Here is a 17,910-nt window from a genome sequence, read left to right as displayed (position 1 = left end):
AGTCTTAATGTTCCTGGCGCACTGCCATAAATAGTCCAGCACCAATATCTAGCGTGTGACAAAGATAACGAGGGTTGTTGATAAAGGCTGCCAAGAACTTGCTCACCTCATCGCGATGAGAGATGACATTATCGACGATTAGTACACTACCGACGTCCAATGCGTTATGCAGACCTTCGATATAATCAAGATAGTATGGCCGCTCTGCATCCAAAAAAACCAAGTCAAAGACGTCTTCATTGCTATTTAAAAAAATCAAGGCATCTTGCACGATGAGTCGAACAGACGCAGACAGCCCCGTATTTTGCAGATGCTGGTGAGCAGCTTCACTGCGGCTTTTGTCGATGTCTAACGATATAAAGTCACATTCAGCCTGATGCCGCAGACCATACGCCAGCCACAATGTCGAAAAGCCCGTCGAGGTACCAATCTCTAGTACCTTTTTGGGCTGTCTGATCGTGGCAATATTGGCCAAAAACTGCGCCGCATCTGGTTCGACATGGCGATGACGAGCCAGCCGATTGGATTGTTCAGAGTCATACGTACTGTCAGCCTCGTATAAAGACTGACAGTAAGATAAAAAATGGCTTGGATTAAATGTCGGCATTATAAACGATCAGAAGTCATTTATTTAAGCTTTGCTAGTGGACGAATACCAATGGCACGGCGGGCTTTATCCAGCTGCTTACGGCTATGACGACGGGCTTTATCTGCGCCCATTTGCAAGATTTCTTCCAGCTCTTTTGGATTTGCCATCAATTCTTGATAGCGTGCGCGGAAAGGGGCGATCTCGTTATTGATTTGTTGGAACAACTGCTCTTTGGCGTCTCCCCAGCCAATACCTGATTCATACTGCGCACGCAAATTAGCAATTTCTTCAGGCGTAGCAAACGCTTTATAAATCTCAAAAATTGCTGACGCGTCAGGATCTTTTGGCTCTTCTGGCAATTGTGAGTTGGTCACAATACGCATGATGGCCTTACGCATCATTTTTTCAGGATTGGCTTGGCTATTAAACTCGCCAAACAACGGAATCACGTTGTTATAGCTTTTGCTCATTTTGCGACCATCGAGACCTGTGAGTAGCGGCGTATTATCGTCGACCAGGGCCTCAGGCTCAGTGAACAATGGCTTGTAACGATGATTAAATGTACCTGCTATATCACGCGCCATTTCAATGTGCTGAATTTGGTCACGGCCAACAGGTACATGCGTGGCATTAAACATCAAAATATCAGCAGCCATCAACACAGGGTAGCCAAACAACCCCATGTTAATCCCTTGGTCAGGATCAACGTCTTCTTTTTCCATATTAGCATCGACCGCTGCTTTGTAGGCATGAGCGCGGTTCATAAGTCCTTTGGCACATGAGGAGCTCAAAATCCATGATAACTCCAAAATCTCAGGCACATCTGACTGACGATAAAAGGTCACACGCTCAGGATCGAGACCACAGGCAATCCAAGTAGCAGCAATGGCTTTGGTTGACTCGTGGATGATCGCTGGGTCATGGCAACCAATAATGCTGTGATAATCCGCTAAGAAGAAAAAAGCGTCGCTATCGCTGTTTTGAATAGACTGGATGGCCGGACGAATCGCGCCAACATAGTTACCAAGGTGCGGAATACCTGTAGGTTTGATCCCTGTCAAAATGCGTCTATGTGAGGCTACTTGTCCAGAACTGTGATTGTCGCTCATGAAAAATCCGTTGTTTTGTTTGTCAAATTATTATAATGCGTGACTAAAAGTGCAAAATAGCAGTTACAAAGTATAGCAAATTTTATCAGTCCTTTTGAAAATAAAGGCCTACTTATAGATATCCGTACGACCATTTGGCCCATGTTTAAAGCGGCGATGAAACCACATCCACTGAGTCGGATCAATACGTATGAGTCCCTCTAAAACTTCATTAACCCGAGTGGCATCCGCAACCTCATCTTGACTTGGGTAGTTCTCAAGCTCTGGGGTGATGGTCAGGTGATAATGAGGTCGCTTGCCGCGAGGCAGATTATCTGGCGTTTGCCGATAGGTGTGTAGTGCCATCACTGCGGGCGGATGCGTTTTGCTGCCCAGTTTTGCCATACGGCGTGATGCGGTGATGGTCGCTGCTGGCACGCCAAAGAATGGCGCCATAACCCCTTGTTTAAGACCATAGTCTTGATCAGGAGAATACCAAATTACGTGACCTGCTTTGATAGAGGTGACTAGGCTTCGCATGTCACGGCTGGAGATTTGCTTACCGAATATATTGGTACGACCATTATAGATAAACCAGTCCAGTAAAGGGTTATTTTGCGTACGGTACATACAATCGACAGGGAAGAATTGCGCAGACAGCAGCCCGCCCAAATCGAGCATCGTATAATGCGCCCCTAGCAAAATAACGGGACGCTGCTCGTTTTGCGCATTAACTATGTGCTGTAATCCAGAGATAGACACCGTTCTGGTGAAAATATTTGGGCGAAACCAAGCACATAAGGTTTCAAAGACACCAATACCTTGGTTGACAAAGACTTGCTTTGCCATCAACTCACGCTCAGCTTCTGGCTTTTCTGGAAACGCCAGTCTTAGATTGATTAGAGTATCACGCCTACGGGAGCCTGCAGTTCTATAAATCAAACGACCAAGCTGACGCCCCAGCCAAAACTGCCAGCGCAGTGGCAAATATATCATAGGTAGCATTACCAAAAACAACAACCAAACACCCCAATATTTTGGCAATAAAAATTGCCACTGAAATGGCTTATTCTCTGCTTGTGCGGTACGTTTGTGATTCTGCGTAATCGTTGGCGTGCCTGCAGGTATCGCAGGCGACTTATTGGATTGCTGCCTACTAGATGGTGGTATGCCGTTAGTGTTGGAGGGTTTACTAGGATCGTATTGTTCTGGCGCTTTCATAATATCCTTCTGCCGCACTGTATATACATGGCAGCTAATGATGAAAAGTTATTGATATGATGGGGTAGCGTCAAACGCTTTGCAAGCTAGAATTTTTATAAGATTTCTACTATACAGTCTTCATATAGAACATACATGCAGATATTCAAAAGGGCGTTAAGCGTATAGCTAACGCTTTATCAATAAGCACAAAAAAGCCTTATAAACTGTAAACAGCTTATAAGGCTCTGCAAAACCAACTTCTTACTAAATTTTGCTACTGACGCTCCGAGAAAAAGACAACAGCAGCAAAAAAATAAGAAAGGGCTTTGATTAACGTTTTGAGAACTGTGGACGTTTACGTGCTTTACGTAGACCCAGTTTCTTACGTTCAACTTGACGTGAATCACGAGTAACAAAACCAGCTGCTTTTAGGGCAGGTTTTAAAGTTTCGTCAGCTTCGATCAAGGCACGTGTAATGCCGTGGCGAATTGCGCCCGCTTGACCACTGATACCACCGCCTGCAACCGTAACATATAGGTCATATTCGTTAGCAGAGTCTAGTAGTTCTAGTGGCTGACGAACAACCATGCGTGAGGTTTCGCGGCTGAAGTATTCGTCTAGTGGCTTACCGTTAACAACGATACTACCAGTACCTTTTGATAAAAAGACACGAGCAGTAGACGTCTTGCGGCGACCAGTTCCGTAATTGCGTTCCATAAGTATATCCTTAGATGTCTAGTTCTTTAGGTTGCTGTGCAGTATGTGGATGTTCAGTACCCGCATATAGTTTCAGCTTCTTGATCATCGCATAGCCAAGAGGGCCCTTTGGAAGCATACCCTTAACTGCTTTGTGTAGAACATCTTCAGGCTTATGTGCAATCAGCTTTGTGAAGTTGGTTTCTTTAATACCACCTGGGTAGCCACTGTGACGATAGTACTTTTTGTCTTGCGCTTTCTTACCCGTTACCGCGATTTTTTCTGCGTTGATGACAACAATAAAGTCACCAGTATCTACGTGCGGGGTATAAGAAGGTTTGTGCTTGCCACGTAAGCGAGTTGCGATTTGAGTGGCTAAGCGACCAAGGGTTTTGCCGTCAGCATCTACGACATACCAGTCATGGGTCACTTCAGCTGGTTTTGCACTAAGTGTTTTCATGATAAAACCTTAAAATTAGAATTCGTTGAGAGTTTAGCTGGGAACGGGGCTCTCAAAAAACAGACTGCACATTATAAGCAGTAGCGCCTACGCTTGCAAGCTGCATTGGGGTTTATTTTCGCCTTTATACATTAAACTGTAGCGTTTGGCCAGTTTTTAAGCGGTTTTAGACATTTTTACAGGTATTGAAGGGTTTTACTAGATATTGCTTAACAAATAATTGCTAATGATGCGCTTAGCAATTAGGGTGTAATTATGACAATGACAGCTGATAAAGTCCAGCAACAACTTGTCCAACTTTGGTTTGTTTCAAGCATTCAAAGCATATCGTTTGCTGAGTTGTCTCTAGTTGGGCGTCGCGATTTTCATTAAGCTGCTCTTCTAGTTGCTCAAGCTGAGGTGTTAAATCTTTATCCGCTTCTAAGTAAATTAGCGTATTTGTGTCTATTAAATTACGAGTAATCAAGGCGGTCAAAATAGGCTGCCATAGATCCTGAGCATAAGGGGGATCGATGAATACGATATCAAACGGGTGCTCAATCGGCTGGTGTTGACTCAGTACTTGCTCAGCCGTGCCAGTGATAACCGTGTAAGCTGCGGTATCAAGGCGTAATTGCTCAGCACTTTGACGTAGCATATTGCTTTGTGCCGTGTTAACTTCGATAAAAGTGGTGTGAGCTGCGCCGCGGGACAACGCCTCAAACCCTAATACGCCACTGCCTGCACAGCTATCGAGTACGCGTGCACCGTGAATATCGGCCAATAACCAGTTAAATAATGTCTCTCGCAAGCGGTCGGGTGTTGGGCGCAGGCCATCTGCCTCGATGAAGCTGACAATGCGGCGTTTAAACTGCCCACCGATGATACGAACATCACCCGCCGAACTTTTTGCTTGAGGAGTTTTTTTTGCTGCGCGTCCGCGTGAGGGTTTTTTCATGCTCGTGTCTCTTTTATTGTCTTTTACTGAGCCGTTTTTACTGAATAGACATAATGGTGAATAATTAGAAATGTCTATTAAAGCGGCTGTTATTCTGAGGTTGCTGCTGCTGCTTGTGCCTCTGCCGCTTCTTGTTCTGCTAACGCTTTTGCTTCTTTTTCACGCAAGGCATCCTTCATGGCTTTCTCAAAGGCCTTTTGGCGCTTGATGATTTTTAGCTCATCAGCGGACGGCGGCAATATCGGATCAGTTTTGCGTTGTACCATCCAGTAGTCAAATAGAGCACGGCCAATAGGCGCGGCAGTCGTACTACCACCGCCACCGTTTTCGACTAATACGGCAAGTGCAATCTGTGGATCTTCTACGGGCGCAAAGCCATTGAACCACGCATGATCCCAGTGACGCTTGTCAATCGCTGATTTATCATAGCGTTTGCCTTGAGCGATAGACTTTACCTGTGCTGTCCCTGTCTTGCCAGCGATACGATAGCGCGGGGTATAGATACCGCGTCCAGTACCGTTTTCTACCACGCTTTCCATTGCATCATGCATACGTAACCAGTCAGAGGGCTGACCGTTATAGTCGATTTTACCATCAGGTTTGTCGATGATTTTGACTTCTGCTGCGCCGTCACTGCTCTTGAGCAAATGCGGGGTAATATGATTACCTTTACTGGCGGTCATGGCAGTGGCATTAGCAATCTGCAATGGCGTGGCTAAGAAATAGCCTTGCCCGATACTGACAGAAATGGTTTCACCCGGCAGCCAGTCTTTATCATACGTGTCTTTTTTCCACTTTGGTGAGGGCATGATGCCTGATTTTTCGTTAGGAAGATCAATACCAGTCTTATCACCAAAACCAAAGCGCACCATCCAGTCGTGTAAGCGCTGGATACCCATCTCATAAGCCAGCTTATAATAGTAAGTATCAACCGACATTTGGATAGATTTTTTTAGATCGACCGTGCCATGACCGCCACGTTTCCAATCACGAAACCGATGGCTGTCTCCTGGCAAGCTAAAATAGCCAGGATCATAAATGGTACTATTCCAATCTCGCAAGCCATAGTGAATGCCACCTAGACCCTCGAATGGTTTGATGGTCGAACCAGGTGGGTATGTCCCTTGGAGGGCGCGATTGTACAAGGGCTGATCGAGATCTTCTCGCAGGGCATCATAGTCTTTGAACGAAATCCCTGAGATAAAAGGATTTGGATCATAGCTTGGGTTACTGACAAAGGCCAGCACGTCGCCGTTTTTGGGATCTATCGCTACGATGGCACCGCGGCGGCCATCTAATTGTTGTTGGGCGACCTTTTGCAGCCCATAATCTAAGCTCAACGTGATATCGTTGCCTGAGGTAGGCGGTTTGGTATCCAATTGACGTAGGATATTGCCGTGAGCATCTGTTTCTACCGACTGATAACCAGGTTGCCCAAGCAAAATATCTTCGTAATAGTCTTCGATACCAATCTTACCGATCAGATCAGTACCCGCATAGCGGTCTTTATCGATACGTTTAGACTCTTTATCATTAATGCGACCAACATAACCGATAACATGAGCAAACAGCTCATCATAAGGATAATCACGCGTCAGTTTGCTTTGGATAGAGACACCGCGAAAGAAGGGCTTACGCTCACTAAACTGGGCTAACTGCGCCTCTGTGAGATCAATTTTGATAGTCACAGGATCGTTTTTGTTTTTACTTAAGCGCGCCAAAATGTCAGTGATGTCTTCTGCTGTCAAATCAAAAATAGGCGCCAGCAAGCTGAGCGTGCGCTCAGGGTTGTCAACCTCATCAGGGCTTAGCATGGCGGTAAAAACTGGCTGGTTGTCAGCCAAAATAATCCCATTACGATCATAGATATAACCGCGACTGGGCGGCGCTGATATCAGTTTAATGCGATTATTATCTGACTGGGTGGTGTACTTATCATGAGCATAGACTTGCAAATACCCATAACGGGTTATCAAACCACCCAAACCTAACAATATCAAAATACCAAATATGATAATACGGTTGGTAAAAATACTATTGACCTTATCGGTATTGGGAGTTAGTGGTTTATTCATAGGAAATCAGAGCCCAATCGGTCAGTGAGTCAGTAATAAAGAGGTAAAAGGGCAGGTTGGTTAACCAAAACGCGGTGAGTCTAAAGGATAATGCAAAGTATTTCAATTACATAGAGGGGTGTGACTCAAAATAAAAATGCGTCAGCTAGTACGCAGGCAGTCTTTCTTTTTGCACTACAAATTATAACAGAACAAATGAGACGACGCAGTACTCAGATGCTTATTTTGTTGTGGTCATATATTGCATAAGCGATGCGCTATCTCAGTATATTTGTGGCTCAATATAGGATTTAAAAGATGTTATCTTTAGTCACAACTTGCCAAGGGTGTCCATGTGCTAAAAAATGGCAAGTATGCTAAAATCAGGCGATTTATTTTATAGTAGTGGTTAGAGACAGAGCGTCTTTTTGAGACGTTTCAATTTTGCTAGCGGCTTGTTATCAGTCGCGACCATATTAGCAACGACAATCAACCTGTCAGGAACTAGAAAAGTCATGGACATAAATTCATTGTGGCAGACGATCGCTGAGCACCCAGAGTTTTTTGCCATGCTAACTATTCCACCAGTGACGGCATTTGTTACGTGGGTGCATGTATGGATGGCGCTCAAGATGCTGTTTTATCCCATTAAGTTTTGGGGTATTCGTATTCCAAATTTTCCATTCTTTGGGTTACCAGGTATCGGCTGGCAAGGTATCGTCCCACGCAAGGCAGGTAAAATATCAGGGGTTATCGTTGATCAGACATTGTCAAAACTCGGCTCATTAGATGAATTTTTTCAAGCGATGGAACCTGAGCAAATGGCGTTATTTGTCACTGATACGGTGGACAAAAACCTTGAGCCATTGATTGATGAGATTATGCTGGATCATTCGCCAGCACTGTGGGGCAACTTGCCTTATGCGGTAAAACGCCGCGTCTATGCTCAAGCCCACAAAGAGCTGCCTAGCATCATGCAATCGCTTGTGACAGATTTGACGTATCATGTCGAAGATTTGGTCGATATGCGCAAAATGATTGTCAATAAAATGGAAAGTGACCGGCGTTTGATGGTCAATATGTTTTTAAAAGTTGGGCAAAAAGAGATTGATTTTATCTGGCATATCAGTGCTTTGATTGGCCTTGTATTCGGTATTATCCAAATGTTTATATTTTTGGTGGTACCGCAGCATTGGACGGTACCGTTTTTTGCCGCTATTTGGGGATTTTTGACCAACTGGATTGCGATTTGGATGGTGTTTAACCCAGTTGAGCCACGTTTTATTCCGTATGTGAAGTTTTTTGTGCTACAAAGCCGTTTCCCATTTATTAAGCCGCAACTGCCGCATATCGCGCAGTACCGTTTCCAAGGCGGTTTTATGAAGCGCCAAGAGGAAGTGTCTGAGGTTTTTGCTGAGATTGTGGTCAAAGATTTGGTCACTTTAGAAAACATCATGAATGAGATGATGTATGGTGACCGCGCCGCCGAAACGCGTGAGTTGATGAAATCGCATTTGTATAAAGTGTTAGAATCGCCGGTCATTAGTACCACATTGCGGGTTGGACTGGGTCGCCGCGAGTTTGGGCAATTGAAAAATACCATTATCGACAAATCCATCGTCGCGACTATGGTGCCACTGCGAGACCCTGAACTTAATGAAAGCCGTGCCAGTAAAATATTTGGGCTATTTCGCGATCGTATTCGCGCGCTATCCCCTGATGAGTTTCAAAACCTATTGCGTCCCGCTTTTCGCGAAGATGAGATGACGCTGATTATACTCGGCGGTTTGACAGGTTTCTTGGCAGGTTGGTTGCATCTGGTCTTGGTGTTTTTCCCTGCCATGCAGTGAGAAAGGGTTTTTATGTTCTTTACACATATCGCCTACAGAGTGGATACAGAAACGTGACAAGTTGACGCTAATGTACCATGCTGTAAGTCTTCTAAGCTACAATGGCTGATAGCTACAGATGCAGAAAAAAGCATGACAATGACGGCGTAATGTCTAAAAGTAACGACTATTGACTATTCTCAGACGCATTAAAAATACTGCTTTCTAAAATAAACAATGACCGTATTAAGGTAAACAAGGTTAGACCGTATGTTAATCACAGAATTGGGTTATTTTGCCTTGCTGGCCGCCTTTGTATTGGCGATTTTGCAGGTGGTATTACCAACCATGGGTGTCATGAACGACCACGTTGCCTGGCAGCGCCTTGCTCCGAGTTTAGCGTGGGCGCAGTTTGCGGCCATGATTGTCTCGTTTGGGTCATTGATGGCAGGCTTTTATTACAATGACTTTAGCCTCGTTTATGTCACCCAGCACTCTAATACCTTGTTACCTTGGTATTATAAATTGTCGGCGACGTGGGGCGGACATGAAGGTTCGCTGCTACTATGGATGACCATTATGGCCACTTGGTGTGCGCTGGTCTCCTACTTTAGCCGTGGCTTACCATTGACCATGCGCGCCCGCGTACTGGTAATATTGGCTGGCGTGCAAGTGATGATGCTGGCGATGTTAATCTTTACCTCATCACCGTTTGATCGTACCTTGCCCAATTTGCCAGTTGATGGCGCGGATCTAAACCCTGTCTTGCAAGATTTTGGTTTGGTTATCCACCCGCCGATGCTGTATATGGGCTATGTGGGTATGGCTGTGCCATTTGCATTTTGTATGGCAGCATTATGGGAAGGGCGCTTGGATGCGGTGTGGACACGCTGGTCGCGTCCGTGGGCGCTAGCTGCTTGGGGTTTCTTGACGGTTGGTATCGCACTTGGCTCATGGTGGGCTTATTATGAGCTTGGCTGGGGCGGCTGGTGGTTTTGGGATCCAGTAGAGAACGCCTCACTGATGCCATGGCTGGCAGGTACGGCATTGCTACACTCACTTGCGGTCACTGAAAAGCGCGGTGTGTTCAAAGCGTGGACGATCATGCTGGCAATCTTTGCCTTTGCACTTAGTTTGCTAGGTACATTCCTTGTACGTTCAGGGGTGATTACTTCCGTGCATTCATTTGCTGCTGACCCAACGCGTGGTCTAGTAATTTTAGCCATTCTTGGCGTGATTATTGGCGGTGGTCTGCTGATGTTTGCGGTACGTGGTTGGCGTTTGACGGTTGAGAGTCAATATCGACTGATCTCACGCGAGTCATTCTTGGTGATTAATAACGTTATTATTTTGATTTCGACTTTGGTGGTGTTGCTTGGCACGCTATATCCTATTATTGCCGATTCTTTCAATTTAGGTCAGGTATCTGTTGGCCCTCCCTATTTCAACGCGCTATTTGTACCCTTAACGTGGCTTTTGCTGGTGGCGATGGGTATGGGCTCTAATATTCGTTGGAAACAAGATAGCCGCCCACTATTGGGTGCTGGCATGGTTATCGCTGTGAGCAGTCTGGTGTTGGCGGCGATTATTGCCTATTTTACGAGTCCATCAGAGATGCTAAATATTGGCGTCACGTTGGCAGTGAGTTTCTGGGTGCTATTATGGATGGTGATCGATTTTAAAGATAAAACCAAAAATGCACCGAGTCGATTAAACGGATTACGTCAGCTGCGTTTGAGCTATTGGGGTCAACAAATCGCCCATATTGGGGTCATCGTTGCAGTTATTGGGGTGGCATTTACCAGTACGCTCAGTATTGAGCGTGATGTGGCGCTGGGACCAAATGATAGTGTCAATGTCCAAGGGTATGACTTTACCGTAAAAGGTTTCAGTGAAGTAAAAGGCAGTAACTTTGATGCCACACAAGCTGAGGTTACGGTCAGTAAAGACGGTCAAACGGTGACGACGCTACATCCTGAAAAACGTAACTATATTATCAGTATGATGCCGATGACTGAGGCGGCGATTGATGCCAGTCTTATGCGTGATGTGTATGTCGCTCTTGGTGAGCCGATTGCCGAAAACAGCAACGAATGGGCATTTCGTATCTATGTCAAACCGCTCATTCGCTGGGTATGGCTTGGGGCGCTGATTATGGCGTTTGGTGCATTGCTCAGTATGTTAGACAACCGCTATCGTCTCAAGAAAACCAAAACACCGGCGCAACTTGCGGCCAAAAAATCAGGCTTTGTTACGGTGGCAGATTTGGAGTCACCAGCTATCAAGACAGGGGATCAGTAATATGACGACCTCAAATAACACACCTGATAATAGAGGTGAGCAACAAGCTACCAAGAGAGTAAAAAGCAAAAAGTCGCTAAAGATAGGGTTTTTGATCCCGTTGGTTGTTTTTGTTGGCTTGGTTGTCATGCTATATATGCGCTTGGGCAAACCGACCGATATCGTGACCAATACGGCACTTGAGCGCCCAGTACCGGCTTTTGAGTTGCCGCTATTGTCAGATACCAGTCGCATCATGACCAATGACAACCTGCCAGATCAGCCTTTTTTGATGAATGTCTGGGGTTCATGGTGCCCCACCTGTATCATCGAGCATCCCTTTCTTATGCAGCTAGAAGAGCGCGGTGTCAATTTGGTCGGCGTCAACTATAAAGATGATATTGGGGATGCCTTAGGATATTTGAATAAAGGCGGCGACCCGTTTTCGATGTCTATTCAGGATTTATCAGGGCAGTTTGCTTTAGATTTGGGACTGACTGGCGCGCCTGAGACTTTTGTGGTCGATGGTGATGGTATTATTCGTCAGCATATTATCGGTGAGGTCAATGAGAGCAACTGGCAAAGTCGTATCACGCCTTGTTTGATGGTGCTCAATAATGCCAATGACAAGGGTATCAGCCCAGATCCAAGTCAGGTTGCGGAGGCATGTCAATGATAGTCTATCAAATAAAATCCGTTACGATAACGCTGGCTGGTTTATTGGCTGCGTGTATCATCAGCATGAGCAGTTTTGCTGCTATTGATGTCTATGATTTTGATTCTACTCAGCAAGAAGCCCAGTATCGTGGTCTTATCGAAGAGCTACGCTGTCCAAAATGCCAGAACCAAAACCTTGCAGGATCTGATGCGCCCATTGCCCAAGACCTAAAGCAAAAAACCTATGACTTGGTCAAAGATGGTCGTAGCGATGGCGAGATTCGTGCCTATATGCAGGAACGTTATGGCGACTTTATCAGCTATAAGCCACCAGTGCGCCCTTCAACGTGGATTCTATGGTTTTTCCCACCATTATTGCTCATCATCTTGTTAGTAGGTTGGTTTTGGCAAAGTAAACGACGTCAGCTTGTTGCCAGTGGTGAGAGTGGGGTGACGGTCGATAATAATGTCAAAGCGTTGTCGACCGCGGAAAAAGCAGAGCTTGAGCGCTTATTATCACGTGCTGATCATCAGAATGATCATGATATTACAAACCTTGGAGACAAAAAATGATGATATTCTCTACGGTTGGCTTATTTATTGCGCTGAGCTTACTGACCGCTTTGCTACTTGCAGTTATCGCCATAAAACCATGGTTAAAAGCGCCGCGGACTCACAGCAAGCCTTTGGACAATCAGCTGCTAGATATCAATGTTGCCGTGTTTCGCGAGCGTTTGGCGGAGCTAAAATTAGACAAAGACAGTGGTATCATTGATGAGCATCACTATCAAAACCAAAAGCTTGAGCTTGAACGTCAGCTTTTGGATGCTCAGCGTGAAGTGACACCGATGGTGACCCCTGGTATCAAAAGCCGATTGATCATTGTCTTTTGGGTACCTGTGCTGTCTGCCATGGCGTACTTGATGATCGGGGATCGCACGCCTGTATTCGAGCTTTGGGCAAGCGAAGACAAAGTTGGTCAAGTGGCGGATGACTTATTGACTGGTAAGATCGATCAACCACCTGCGTGGGCGATTGAAGATGGCAATCAGCTGATTAGTGCCATGCAGACCAACGTCTATCGCCATGCATACGACTATAACCGCTGGATGCGTCTATCAGAGCTGTTCTTATCATTAGAGGCGACCGATTCAGCACTTGAGGCCTTATCACGTGCTTATCGTCTATCACCTGACAATGAAGAGATTGCCATCACTTATGCGCAAATCAATTTTTTTGCTAATAATGGTCAGCTAGACGAAAATAGTCGCCGAGTATTAGAAAATGTATTGGCCACAAATCCTGAGCATGAAGGCGCGCAAATGCTCATGGCCATGGGCGAGGCGCGAGCAAACAATTTTGATCAAGCACAAGGTTGGATCAAGCGCTTGCGTGACAGTATCTCAGCCAAACCAGGTGACCATACGCAAGCATTATCGAGTCTAGATGAGCTGAGTGCCAATGTGACTATGCAGCAGCAGCAAGCGTCTGAGGGCATTGAGGTGACCGTTAAGATCAACTCAAGCCTATTGCCACTGGTCAAAGCCGATGACGTGCTTTTTGTGGCAATTCGTGATGTGAATGGGGGTCCGCCATTTGCTGCCAAGCGTTTGCCAATTAGTGCGATTAAGCAGGGTGAGGCTACTATTAGCCTAAGCGATCTTGATGCGATGATGCCAGAGCGTACCCTAAGATCAGCCCGTTCTGATAAGGTTCAGTTGGCTGTTATTGCGCGTATTAGTCACAGCGGCACAGCTATCGCAGAGTCAGGAGACTTATCAGGTAATCCTGTTGTGATTCGTGCCGACCAAAATCAGGCCAATGTAGAAATCAATCAACAAATCCCCTAGTATTAGGGTTAGTTATTGTCAGTATTTTTCATATAAATGCTGTTGACCACAAAAGGCTTAACAGTGTTATATGGAAAGATAAGTCATGGCAACTTATGACCCTAATTAGAAAAAAACTTGAGGTTTGTCAGGTCACAAGGTAAGGTGTCTTGGCAATCAGTTAATCCCTAAGTTGTAGTAATCCCAAAATCCCATTGAATTCAGGAGAGTCGTGTAATGATGCGTATTATTTTGCTAGGTCCACCAGGCGCCGGTAAAGGTACTCAAGCCCAGTTTATTTCTCAGGAATATGATATTCCGCAGATATCGACGGGTGATATGCTACGTGCTGCTATCAAAGAAGGCAGCGAGCTTGGCAAAAAAGCCAAAGATATCATGAATGCTGGTGGTCTGGTTTCTGATGACCTCATTATCAATCTCGTAAAAGAGCGTATTGCAAAGCCTGATTGTGCCAACGGGTGTATTTTTGATGGTTTTCCACGTACGATTCCTCAAGCACAAGCACTTGCCGATGCTGATGTTGCCATCGATCATGTGGTAGAGATTAGTGTGCCCGATGATGAGATCGTTAATCGTCTGTCTGGTCGTCGTCAGCATCCAGGTTCAGGCCGTGTATATCATGTGCAGCACAACCCACCAAAGGTTGAGGGCATCGATGACGTAACGGGCGAAGCGCTTATCCAGCGTGAAGACGATCAAGAAGCGACCATTCGCGACCGTCTGTCGACTTACCATGAGCAAACCTCTGCATTGGTTGGTTTTTATCAAGAAAAAGCAAAAGAGGGTGCAGATGCGCCAAACTATGATAAGTTTGATGGCACGCAAGACATCGAAGAGGTTAAGCAGCAGATTTTGTCTGCGTTAAAAGGCTAATGTTCGATTTTAGCTAATTAATTTAGCCAGTCGATGTGGTCGTTGAAGACCCTGTTTAATAGCAGGGTTTTTTTATGGCTGATAGCTTCAATATAGATAATTTTATTGTCAGTAAAACATATGAATACACTATCAATTCAACATTAAGCGGCACTCATAAAAAACCGCTTACTCATTATAAGTAAACGGTCATTAAATACTGCTATATTAATACGTCATCAAGCTAAAATTAAGCATTACCTTGGGCATCAACTTGCGCTTGTTGCTGGCTTTGTGCGTACGCTTGGTCAAAGTTCACAGGTGCAAGCAATAGCTGCGGGAAGCTACCACGCGTCACGATGTCGCTGATGACTTCACGGGCATATGGGAACAGCACGTTAGGGCAGTATGCACCTAGGATTTGACCGATTTGATCTTCTGGAATGTCTTTTAACAAGAAGATACCTGCTTGATGTACTTCAGCGATGAATGCCGCTTCTTCAGCATTTTTTGCCGTGACGCTAACGGTTAGGACGATTTGGTAATGATCGTCATCTAATTTTTCAGCATTGCTAGACAAATTGATATCAAGCTCTGGGTTCCACTCTTTGGTGAATACGCTTGCGCCTGGTACTTCAAGTGACATATCTTTTACATAGATACGCTCTAGTGCCAATTGTGGTTGTGCTTGTTCTTCAGCCATGATAAATCCTCTAAAATTAAATCAAGTGATGGGGCAAACGGTCATATTAATAAACGGTCATATTAATAAAAAGTCATTGTAATATAAACTAAGCGTGTAGCTCGATACTTTTTTAACCTTACTTTTTATTACGGTTTCCAAGCTTGCCACTGTCTATCTTTACATAAATAAAGACAGACAGTAAAGCAAGGTAGCAGATTAACCCGCTAATAGCTCGTCAAGTTTGCCTTGCTGGTTCATTTGGTTGAGCTCATCAAAGCCACCGACAAAGGTTTCACCAACGAAAATTTGTGGCACAGTGCGATAGTTATTGGTTTTTTTCATCAGTGCCTGACGATCTTCGCTGCTCATGTCATGCATACTGATTTCTTCGTAATCAACGCCTTTGGTTTTTAGTAGTTGTTTGGCGTTTGAGCAGTATGGGCAGATAGGGGTCGTATAAACTTTAACAGATACAGTCATGGTAAATCCTTATTTATAAATTTATGAGATAACAAACTTATTATAGATAGCCTGATAAATTATCACAGTCTAAGTATTGGTAGAATCTGTTATCAATGAGTAAAGGCAAATGTATTCGATTCTGCTCATACTAAAGTGGGGATGAGCATGACAAATTCAAGCCGTCTTAGTTTAAAACCCTCAGTAGCAGTATAAACAGGATATAAAAAAAGACACCTATTGCTAAGGTGTCTTTTTATTTTACTATCGTTAATCAGATGCTGTTTTTAGTCAGAAGCTATATTTTAGCCAATCTACTATTTGCTTAAACTAGGTTTGGTCTTAGCTTTGTTTTTTGATTTAGCGTCTTTTACACCAACCAATGGCATACCAGCGCCTTGCCAGCCGCCAATACCGCCATCTAGGCGATAGACACTGTCTTTACCAATCATTTGAATCGCAGCACCTGCTTGCACACCCATATCACAGATGATGATCACTGGTTGCTCAATCGCACGAATCTCTGCTAAGCGGTCTTTTAGATCAGTGAAAGGGATGTTGCGGCTGCCTTGAATATAGCCTGATTCAAACTTCTTCTTGGCGCGGATATCAATCAGCTGCGCGTTTTGAGAGTTGACCATCATGCCAAGAGTGTTGGGCGATATTTTTCTACCGCTACGTTTGTTTTCAATGGTAAAAAACAGGATAGCAAGTACGGCTAATATACCAAATAAAAACGGGTGGTTGCCCACAAATTCCAGCGCACGATCCAAACCATACCTCCAAAAAAATAGGTGTTCTATTAAGCTGAGAAGCCAGCCCAATGAGAGTGAACAAGGCGCTATTATACCGATAAGGTCATCTATAGTAAACGGGCGATCACACAGGCAATAATCGAGCCGTCATTTTGCCTTTGAAATGACGCTAACTGAACCTAGTAAGACTTAGTATCAGCTTCTTCTCTTAGCGTCACGAGGTTTTCAACGCGGCGCTGCAACACTTTGCCATCCGCTACGGCTTGCCACAGCGCGCACCCTTTGCTGTTATGAGTGTGACGACAGTCACGGAACTGACAGTCACCCGCCAGTGGGGCCAGCTCAATAAAGCCTGAGATGATATCGTCAGGTGTGAGGTGCCAAATGCCATATTCGCGAATACCTGGCGTATCCACGATACCACCTTGCGTCAAATCCTCGGGGTTAAATGGCAGTAGTCGACTGGTCGTGGTGGTGTGCTGACCAAGCTTAGAGTTTTGCGAGATGATATTGACGCTTTGACCAGACTCAGGAAGTAGGGCGTTAATAAGGCTGCTTTTGCCAACGCCAGATTGTCCAGCAAAGATGACCAGCTTTTTATCTATGTAGCGTTTCAGCTCATCGAGACCTTCTTGCTCGTCACTCTCGGCGATATTTTCGGGACAATCGACTGAGGTGAGCACGCTTTCATAACCAAGTGCGGCATACTGTGCCAATAATTCACTCGTATCGACGCCGTTCTCTTGTGCCAACAGATCGGCTTTGTTGAGGACGAGCAGTGGTTTGACGCCCGCGTGATGGCAGACGACCAGATAGCGATCAATTAGGGTCGGAGCGGCAGCAGGCAATGGCGCAAAGACGATGGCCAGAATATCAACATTGGCGGCAACAGGTTTGAGCTTATGATAGCGGTCAGGGCGAGAGACCAATGACGTACGCGGTTTGACGGCTTCAATACGGCCAAAGCCTGTGTTGGAATCGGCACTCCAGCGCACTTGGTCACCAGCGGCTAGCATCGGCAAGTTAGTGCGTACATGGCAGCGCCAGATGTCGCCGAGCGCAAGTGCTTGCCAAAATGGCTCTGGATCATCAGGGGCAATCTCTGGCTGCTCAGGTATCACCGCAGGTAGGCTTGTGACTTGTACTTCTAGTTGTTTACCGTAGTGCGCCATGACCACGCCATCCATCAAGCTGTCATCAATGCTATCTTGATTGGACAGCTGCTGCTTGTCGATGCGACGAATCTGTTGTTTAGTCAGTTTGCGTTGCCGGATTAATGCCATGGGTTTTTGACCTATTATAAAAATATTGCTAAGTGTAGCGTGAAAATTTGCTAACATACAGCCTAAAGCGTCTGCGTCAGACAGGGGTTTGTAATATGCGAGCTGTTTTTAGATGCTCCGAACCAATCCGTTTATTATAATAGCTTCTGATCAGAGATATTCACGTGTAATACGTTTTTTGGTGGTGTATCAAAAAGTATGCTGGAGTAATAAAAGAAGGGTGACAGCCGAAG

At 45.2% G+C, this 17,910-nt stretch carries 17 protein-coding genes; 6 read left to right on the top strand and 11 right to left on the bottom strand.

Going from position 1 to position 17,910, the window contains the following annotated elements; translation table 11 throughout:
- Window positions 1–4 precede the first annotated feature (4 nt).
- From L0G63_RS06885 to mrdA, 7 genes are all read right to left on the bottom strand, one after another.
- Entirely contained in the window at window positions 5–607 is a 603-nt protein-coding gene (locus L0G63_RS06885) for an O-methyltransferase (protein ID WP_301449974.1), read from the bottom strand.
- A gap of 20 nt (window positions 608–627) precedes the next feature.
- Window positions 628–1,698, bottom strand: a complete 1,071-nt coding sequence (locus tag L0G63_RS06880) for a tryptophan--tRNA ligase (protein WP_301449973.1) — start codon at window positions 1,696–1,698, stop codon at window positions 628–630.
- A 108-nt stretch (window positions 1,699–1,806) separates the two neighbouring features.
- Entirely contained in the window at window positions 1,807–2,898 is a 1,092-nt protein-coding gene (locus tag L0G63_RS06875) for a lipid A biosynthesis acyltransferase (RefSeq protein WP_301449972.1), read from the bottom strand.
- A 312-nt stretch (window positions 2,899–3,210) separates the two neighbouring features.
- Window positions 3,211–3,597, bottom strand: a complete 387-nt coding sequence (gene rpsI / locus L0G63_RS06870) for a 30S ribosomal protein S9 (protein WP_301449971.1) — start codon at window positions 3,595–3,597, stop codon at window positions 3,211–3,213.
- A 10-nt stretch (window positions 3,598–3,607) separates the two neighbouring features.
- On the bottom strand, window positions 3,608–4,036 hold the full coding sequence (rplM, locus tag L0G63_RS06865) for a 50S ribosomal protein L13 (RefSeq protein ID WP_058025928.1): 429 nt from the start codon (window positions 4,034–4,036) through the stop codon (window positions 3,608–3,610).
- Window positions 4,037–4,289: 253 nt separating this feature from the next.
- Window positions 4,290–4,973 (bottom strand): 16S rRNA (guanine(966)-N(2))-methyltransferase RsmD, encoded by a 684-nt coding sequence (rsmD, locus tag L0G63_RS06860; RefSeq protein ID WP_301449970.1) that lies wholly within the window; start codon window positions 4,971–4,973, stop codon window positions 4,290–4,292.
- Between the two features lie 89 nt (window positions 4,974–5,062).
- Window positions 5,063–7,048 (bottom strand): penicillin-binding protein 2, encoded by a 1,986-nt coding sequence (gene mrdA / locus L0G63_RS06855; RefSeq protein ID WP_301449969.1) that lies wholly within the window; start codon window positions 7,046–7,048, stop codon window positions 5,063–5,065.
- A gap of 494 nt (window positions 7,049–7,542) precedes the next feature.
- On the opposite strand from mrdA, the gene L0G63_RS06850 reads away from it, so the two are divergent.
- From L0G63_RS06850 to adk, 6 genes are all read left to right on the top strand, one after another.
- Window positions 7,543–8,877: a hypothetical protein gene (locus L0G63_RS06850; RefSeq protein WP_301449968.1), complete on the top strand. Its 1,335-nt coding sequence runs from the start codon at window positions 7,543–7,545 to the stop codon at window positions 8,875–8,877.
- A 249-nt stretch (window positions 8,878–9,126) separates the two neighbouring features.
- Entirely contained in the window at window positions 9,127–11,157 is a 2,031-nt protein-coding gene (locus L0G63_RS06845) for a heme lyase CcmF/NrfE family subunit (RefSeq protein ID WP_301449967.1), read from the top strand.
- A 1-nt stretch (window position 11,158) separates the two neighbouring features.
- The gene (locus L0G63_RS06840) at window positions 11,159–11,812 is read left to right on the top strand and encodes a DsbE family thiol:disulfide interchange protein (RefSeq protein WP_301449966.1); all 654 of its coding nucleotides are present in this window, start codon (window positions 11,159–11,161) and stop codon (window positions 11,810–11,812) included.
- The gene (locus tag L0G63_RS06835; protein ID WP_301449985.1) at window positions 11,809–12,366 is read left to right on the top strand and encodes a cytochrome c-type biogenesis protein; all 558 of its coding nucleotides are present in this window, start codon (window positions 11,809–11,811) and stop codon (window positions 12,364–12,366) included. The genes L0G63_RS06840 and L0G63_RS06835 overlap by 4 nt, the downstream gene beginning before the upstream one ends.
- The gene (gene ccmI / locus L0G63_RS06830) at window positions 12,363–13,643 is read left to right on the top strand and encodes a c-type cytochrome biogenesis protein CcmI (protein WP_301449965.1); all 1,281 of its coding nucleotides are present in this window, start codon (window positions 12,363–12,365) and stop codon (window positions 13,641–13,643) included. The genes L0G63_RS06835 and ccmI overlap by 4 nt, the downstream gene beginning before the upstream one ends.
- A gap of 216 nt (window positions 13,644–13,859) precedes the next feature.
- The gene (gene adk / locus L0G63_RS06825) at window positions 13,860–14,516 is read left to right on the top strand and encodes an adenylate kinase (RefSeq protein WP_284719556.1); all 657 of its coding nucleotides are present in this window, start codon (window positions 13,860–13,862) and stop codon (window positions 14,514–14,516) included.
- Window positions 14,517–14,745: 229 nt separating this feature from the next.
- Here adk and secB read toward each other — a convergent pair whose 3' ends face one another.
- The 4 genes from secB to rsgA form a co-directional block, all read right to left on the bottom strand.
- Complete coding sequence (gene secB, locus L0G63_RS06820; RefSeq protein ID WP_058025921.1) at window positions 14,746–15,198, bottom strand: protein-export chaperone SecB; 453 nt, start codon at window positions 15,196–15,198, stop codon at window positions 14,746–14,748.
- Between the two features lie 198 nt (window positions 15,199–15,396).
- Window positions 15,397–15,660, bottom strand: a complete 264-nt coding sequence (gene grxC, locus L0G63_RS06815) for a glutaredoxin 3 (protein ID WP_058025920.1) — start codon at window positions 15,658–15,660, stop codon at window positions 15,397–15,399.
- A 296-nt stretch (window positions 15,661–15,956) separates the two neighbouring features.
- A complete protein-coding gene (locus L0G63_RS06810) occupies window positions 15,957–16,412 on the bottom strand; it encodes a rhodanese-like domain-containing protein (RefSeq protein WP_301449964.1) in 456 nt (151 codons plus the stop codon).
- Window positions 16,413–16,573: 161 nt separating this feature from the next.
- Window positions 16,574–17,677: a ribosome small subunit-dependent GTPase A gene (rsgA, locus tag L0G63_RS06805; protein ID WP_301449963.1), complete on the bottom strand. Its 1,104-nt coding sequence runs from the start codon at window positions 17,675–17,677 to the stop codon at window positions 16,574–16,576.
- Window positions 17,678–17,910 lie beyond the last annotated feature (233 nt).

Source organism: Psychrobacter sp., from assembly GCF_030454045.1.
Lineage (GTDB): Bacteria > Pseudomonadota > Gammaproteobacteria > Pseudomonadales > Moraxellaceae > Psychrobacter.
This window is presented reverse-complemented; position numbering and strand designations above follow the sequence as displayed.

Bases quoted from the DNA above. Each gene is read 5' to 3' on its own strand.
- rpsI (WP_301449971.1), bottom strand. From the start codon at position 3,597: ATGGAACGCAATTACGGAACTGGTCGCCGCAAGACGTCTACTGCTCGT.
- rsmD (WP_301449970.1), bottom strand. From the start codon at position 4,973: ATGAAAAAACCCTCACGCGGACGCGCAGCAAAAAAAACTCCTCAAGCA.
- secB (WP_058025921.1), bottom strand. From the start codon at position 15,198: ATGGCTGAAGAACAAGCACAACCACAATTGGCACTAGAGCGTATCTAT.
- L0G63_RS06875 (WP_301449972.1), bottom strand. From the start codon at position 2,898: ATGAAAGCGCCAGAACAATACGATCCTAGTAAACCCTCCAACACTAAC.
- L0G63_RS06885 (WP_301449974.1), bottom strand. From the start codon at position 607: ATGCCGACATTTAATCCAAGCCATTTTTTATCTTACTGTCAGTCTTTA.
- adk (WP_284719556.1), top strand. From the start codon at position 13,860: ATGATGCGTATTATTTTGCTAGGTCCACCAGGCGCCGGTAAAGGTACT.
- mrdA (WP_301449969.1), bottom strand. From the start codon at position 7,048: ATGAATAAACCACTAACTCCCAATACCGATAAGGTCAATAGTATTTTT.
- L0G63_RS06845 (WP_301449967.1), top strand. From the start codon at position 9,127: ATGTTAATCACAGAATTGGGTTATTTTGCCTTGCTGGCCGCCTTTGTA.
- rplM (WP_058025928.1), bottom strand. From the start codon at position 4,036: ATGAAAACACTTAGTGCAAAACCAGCTGAAGTGACCCATGACTGGTAT.
- L0G63_RS06835 (WP_301449985.1), top strand. From the start codon at position 11,809: ATGATAGTCTATCAAATAAAATCCGTTACGATAACGCTGGCTGGTTTA.
- L0G63_RS06850 (WP_301449968.1), top strand. From the start codon at position 7,543: ATGGACATAAATTCATTGTGGCAGACGATCGCTGAGCACCCAGAGTTT.
- L0G63_RS06880 (WP_301449973.1), bottom strand. From the start codon at position 1,698: ATGAGCGACAATCACAGTTCTGGACAAGTAGCCTCACATAGACGCATT.
- rsgA (WP_301449963.1), bottom strand. From the start codon at position 17,677: ATGGCATTAATCCGGCAACGCAAACTGACTAAACAACAGATTCGTCGC.
- L0G63_RS06840 (WP_301449966.1), top strand. From the start codon at position 11,159: ATGACGACCTCAAATAACACACCTGATAATAGAGGTGAGCAACAAGCT.
- ccmI (WP_301449965.1), top strand. From the start codon at position 12,363: ATGATGATATTCTCTACGGTTGGCTTATTTATTGCGCTGAGCTTACTG.
- grxC (WP_058025920.1), bottom strand. From the start codon at position 15,660: ATGACTGTATCTGTTAAAGTTTATACGACCCCTATCTGCCCATACTGC.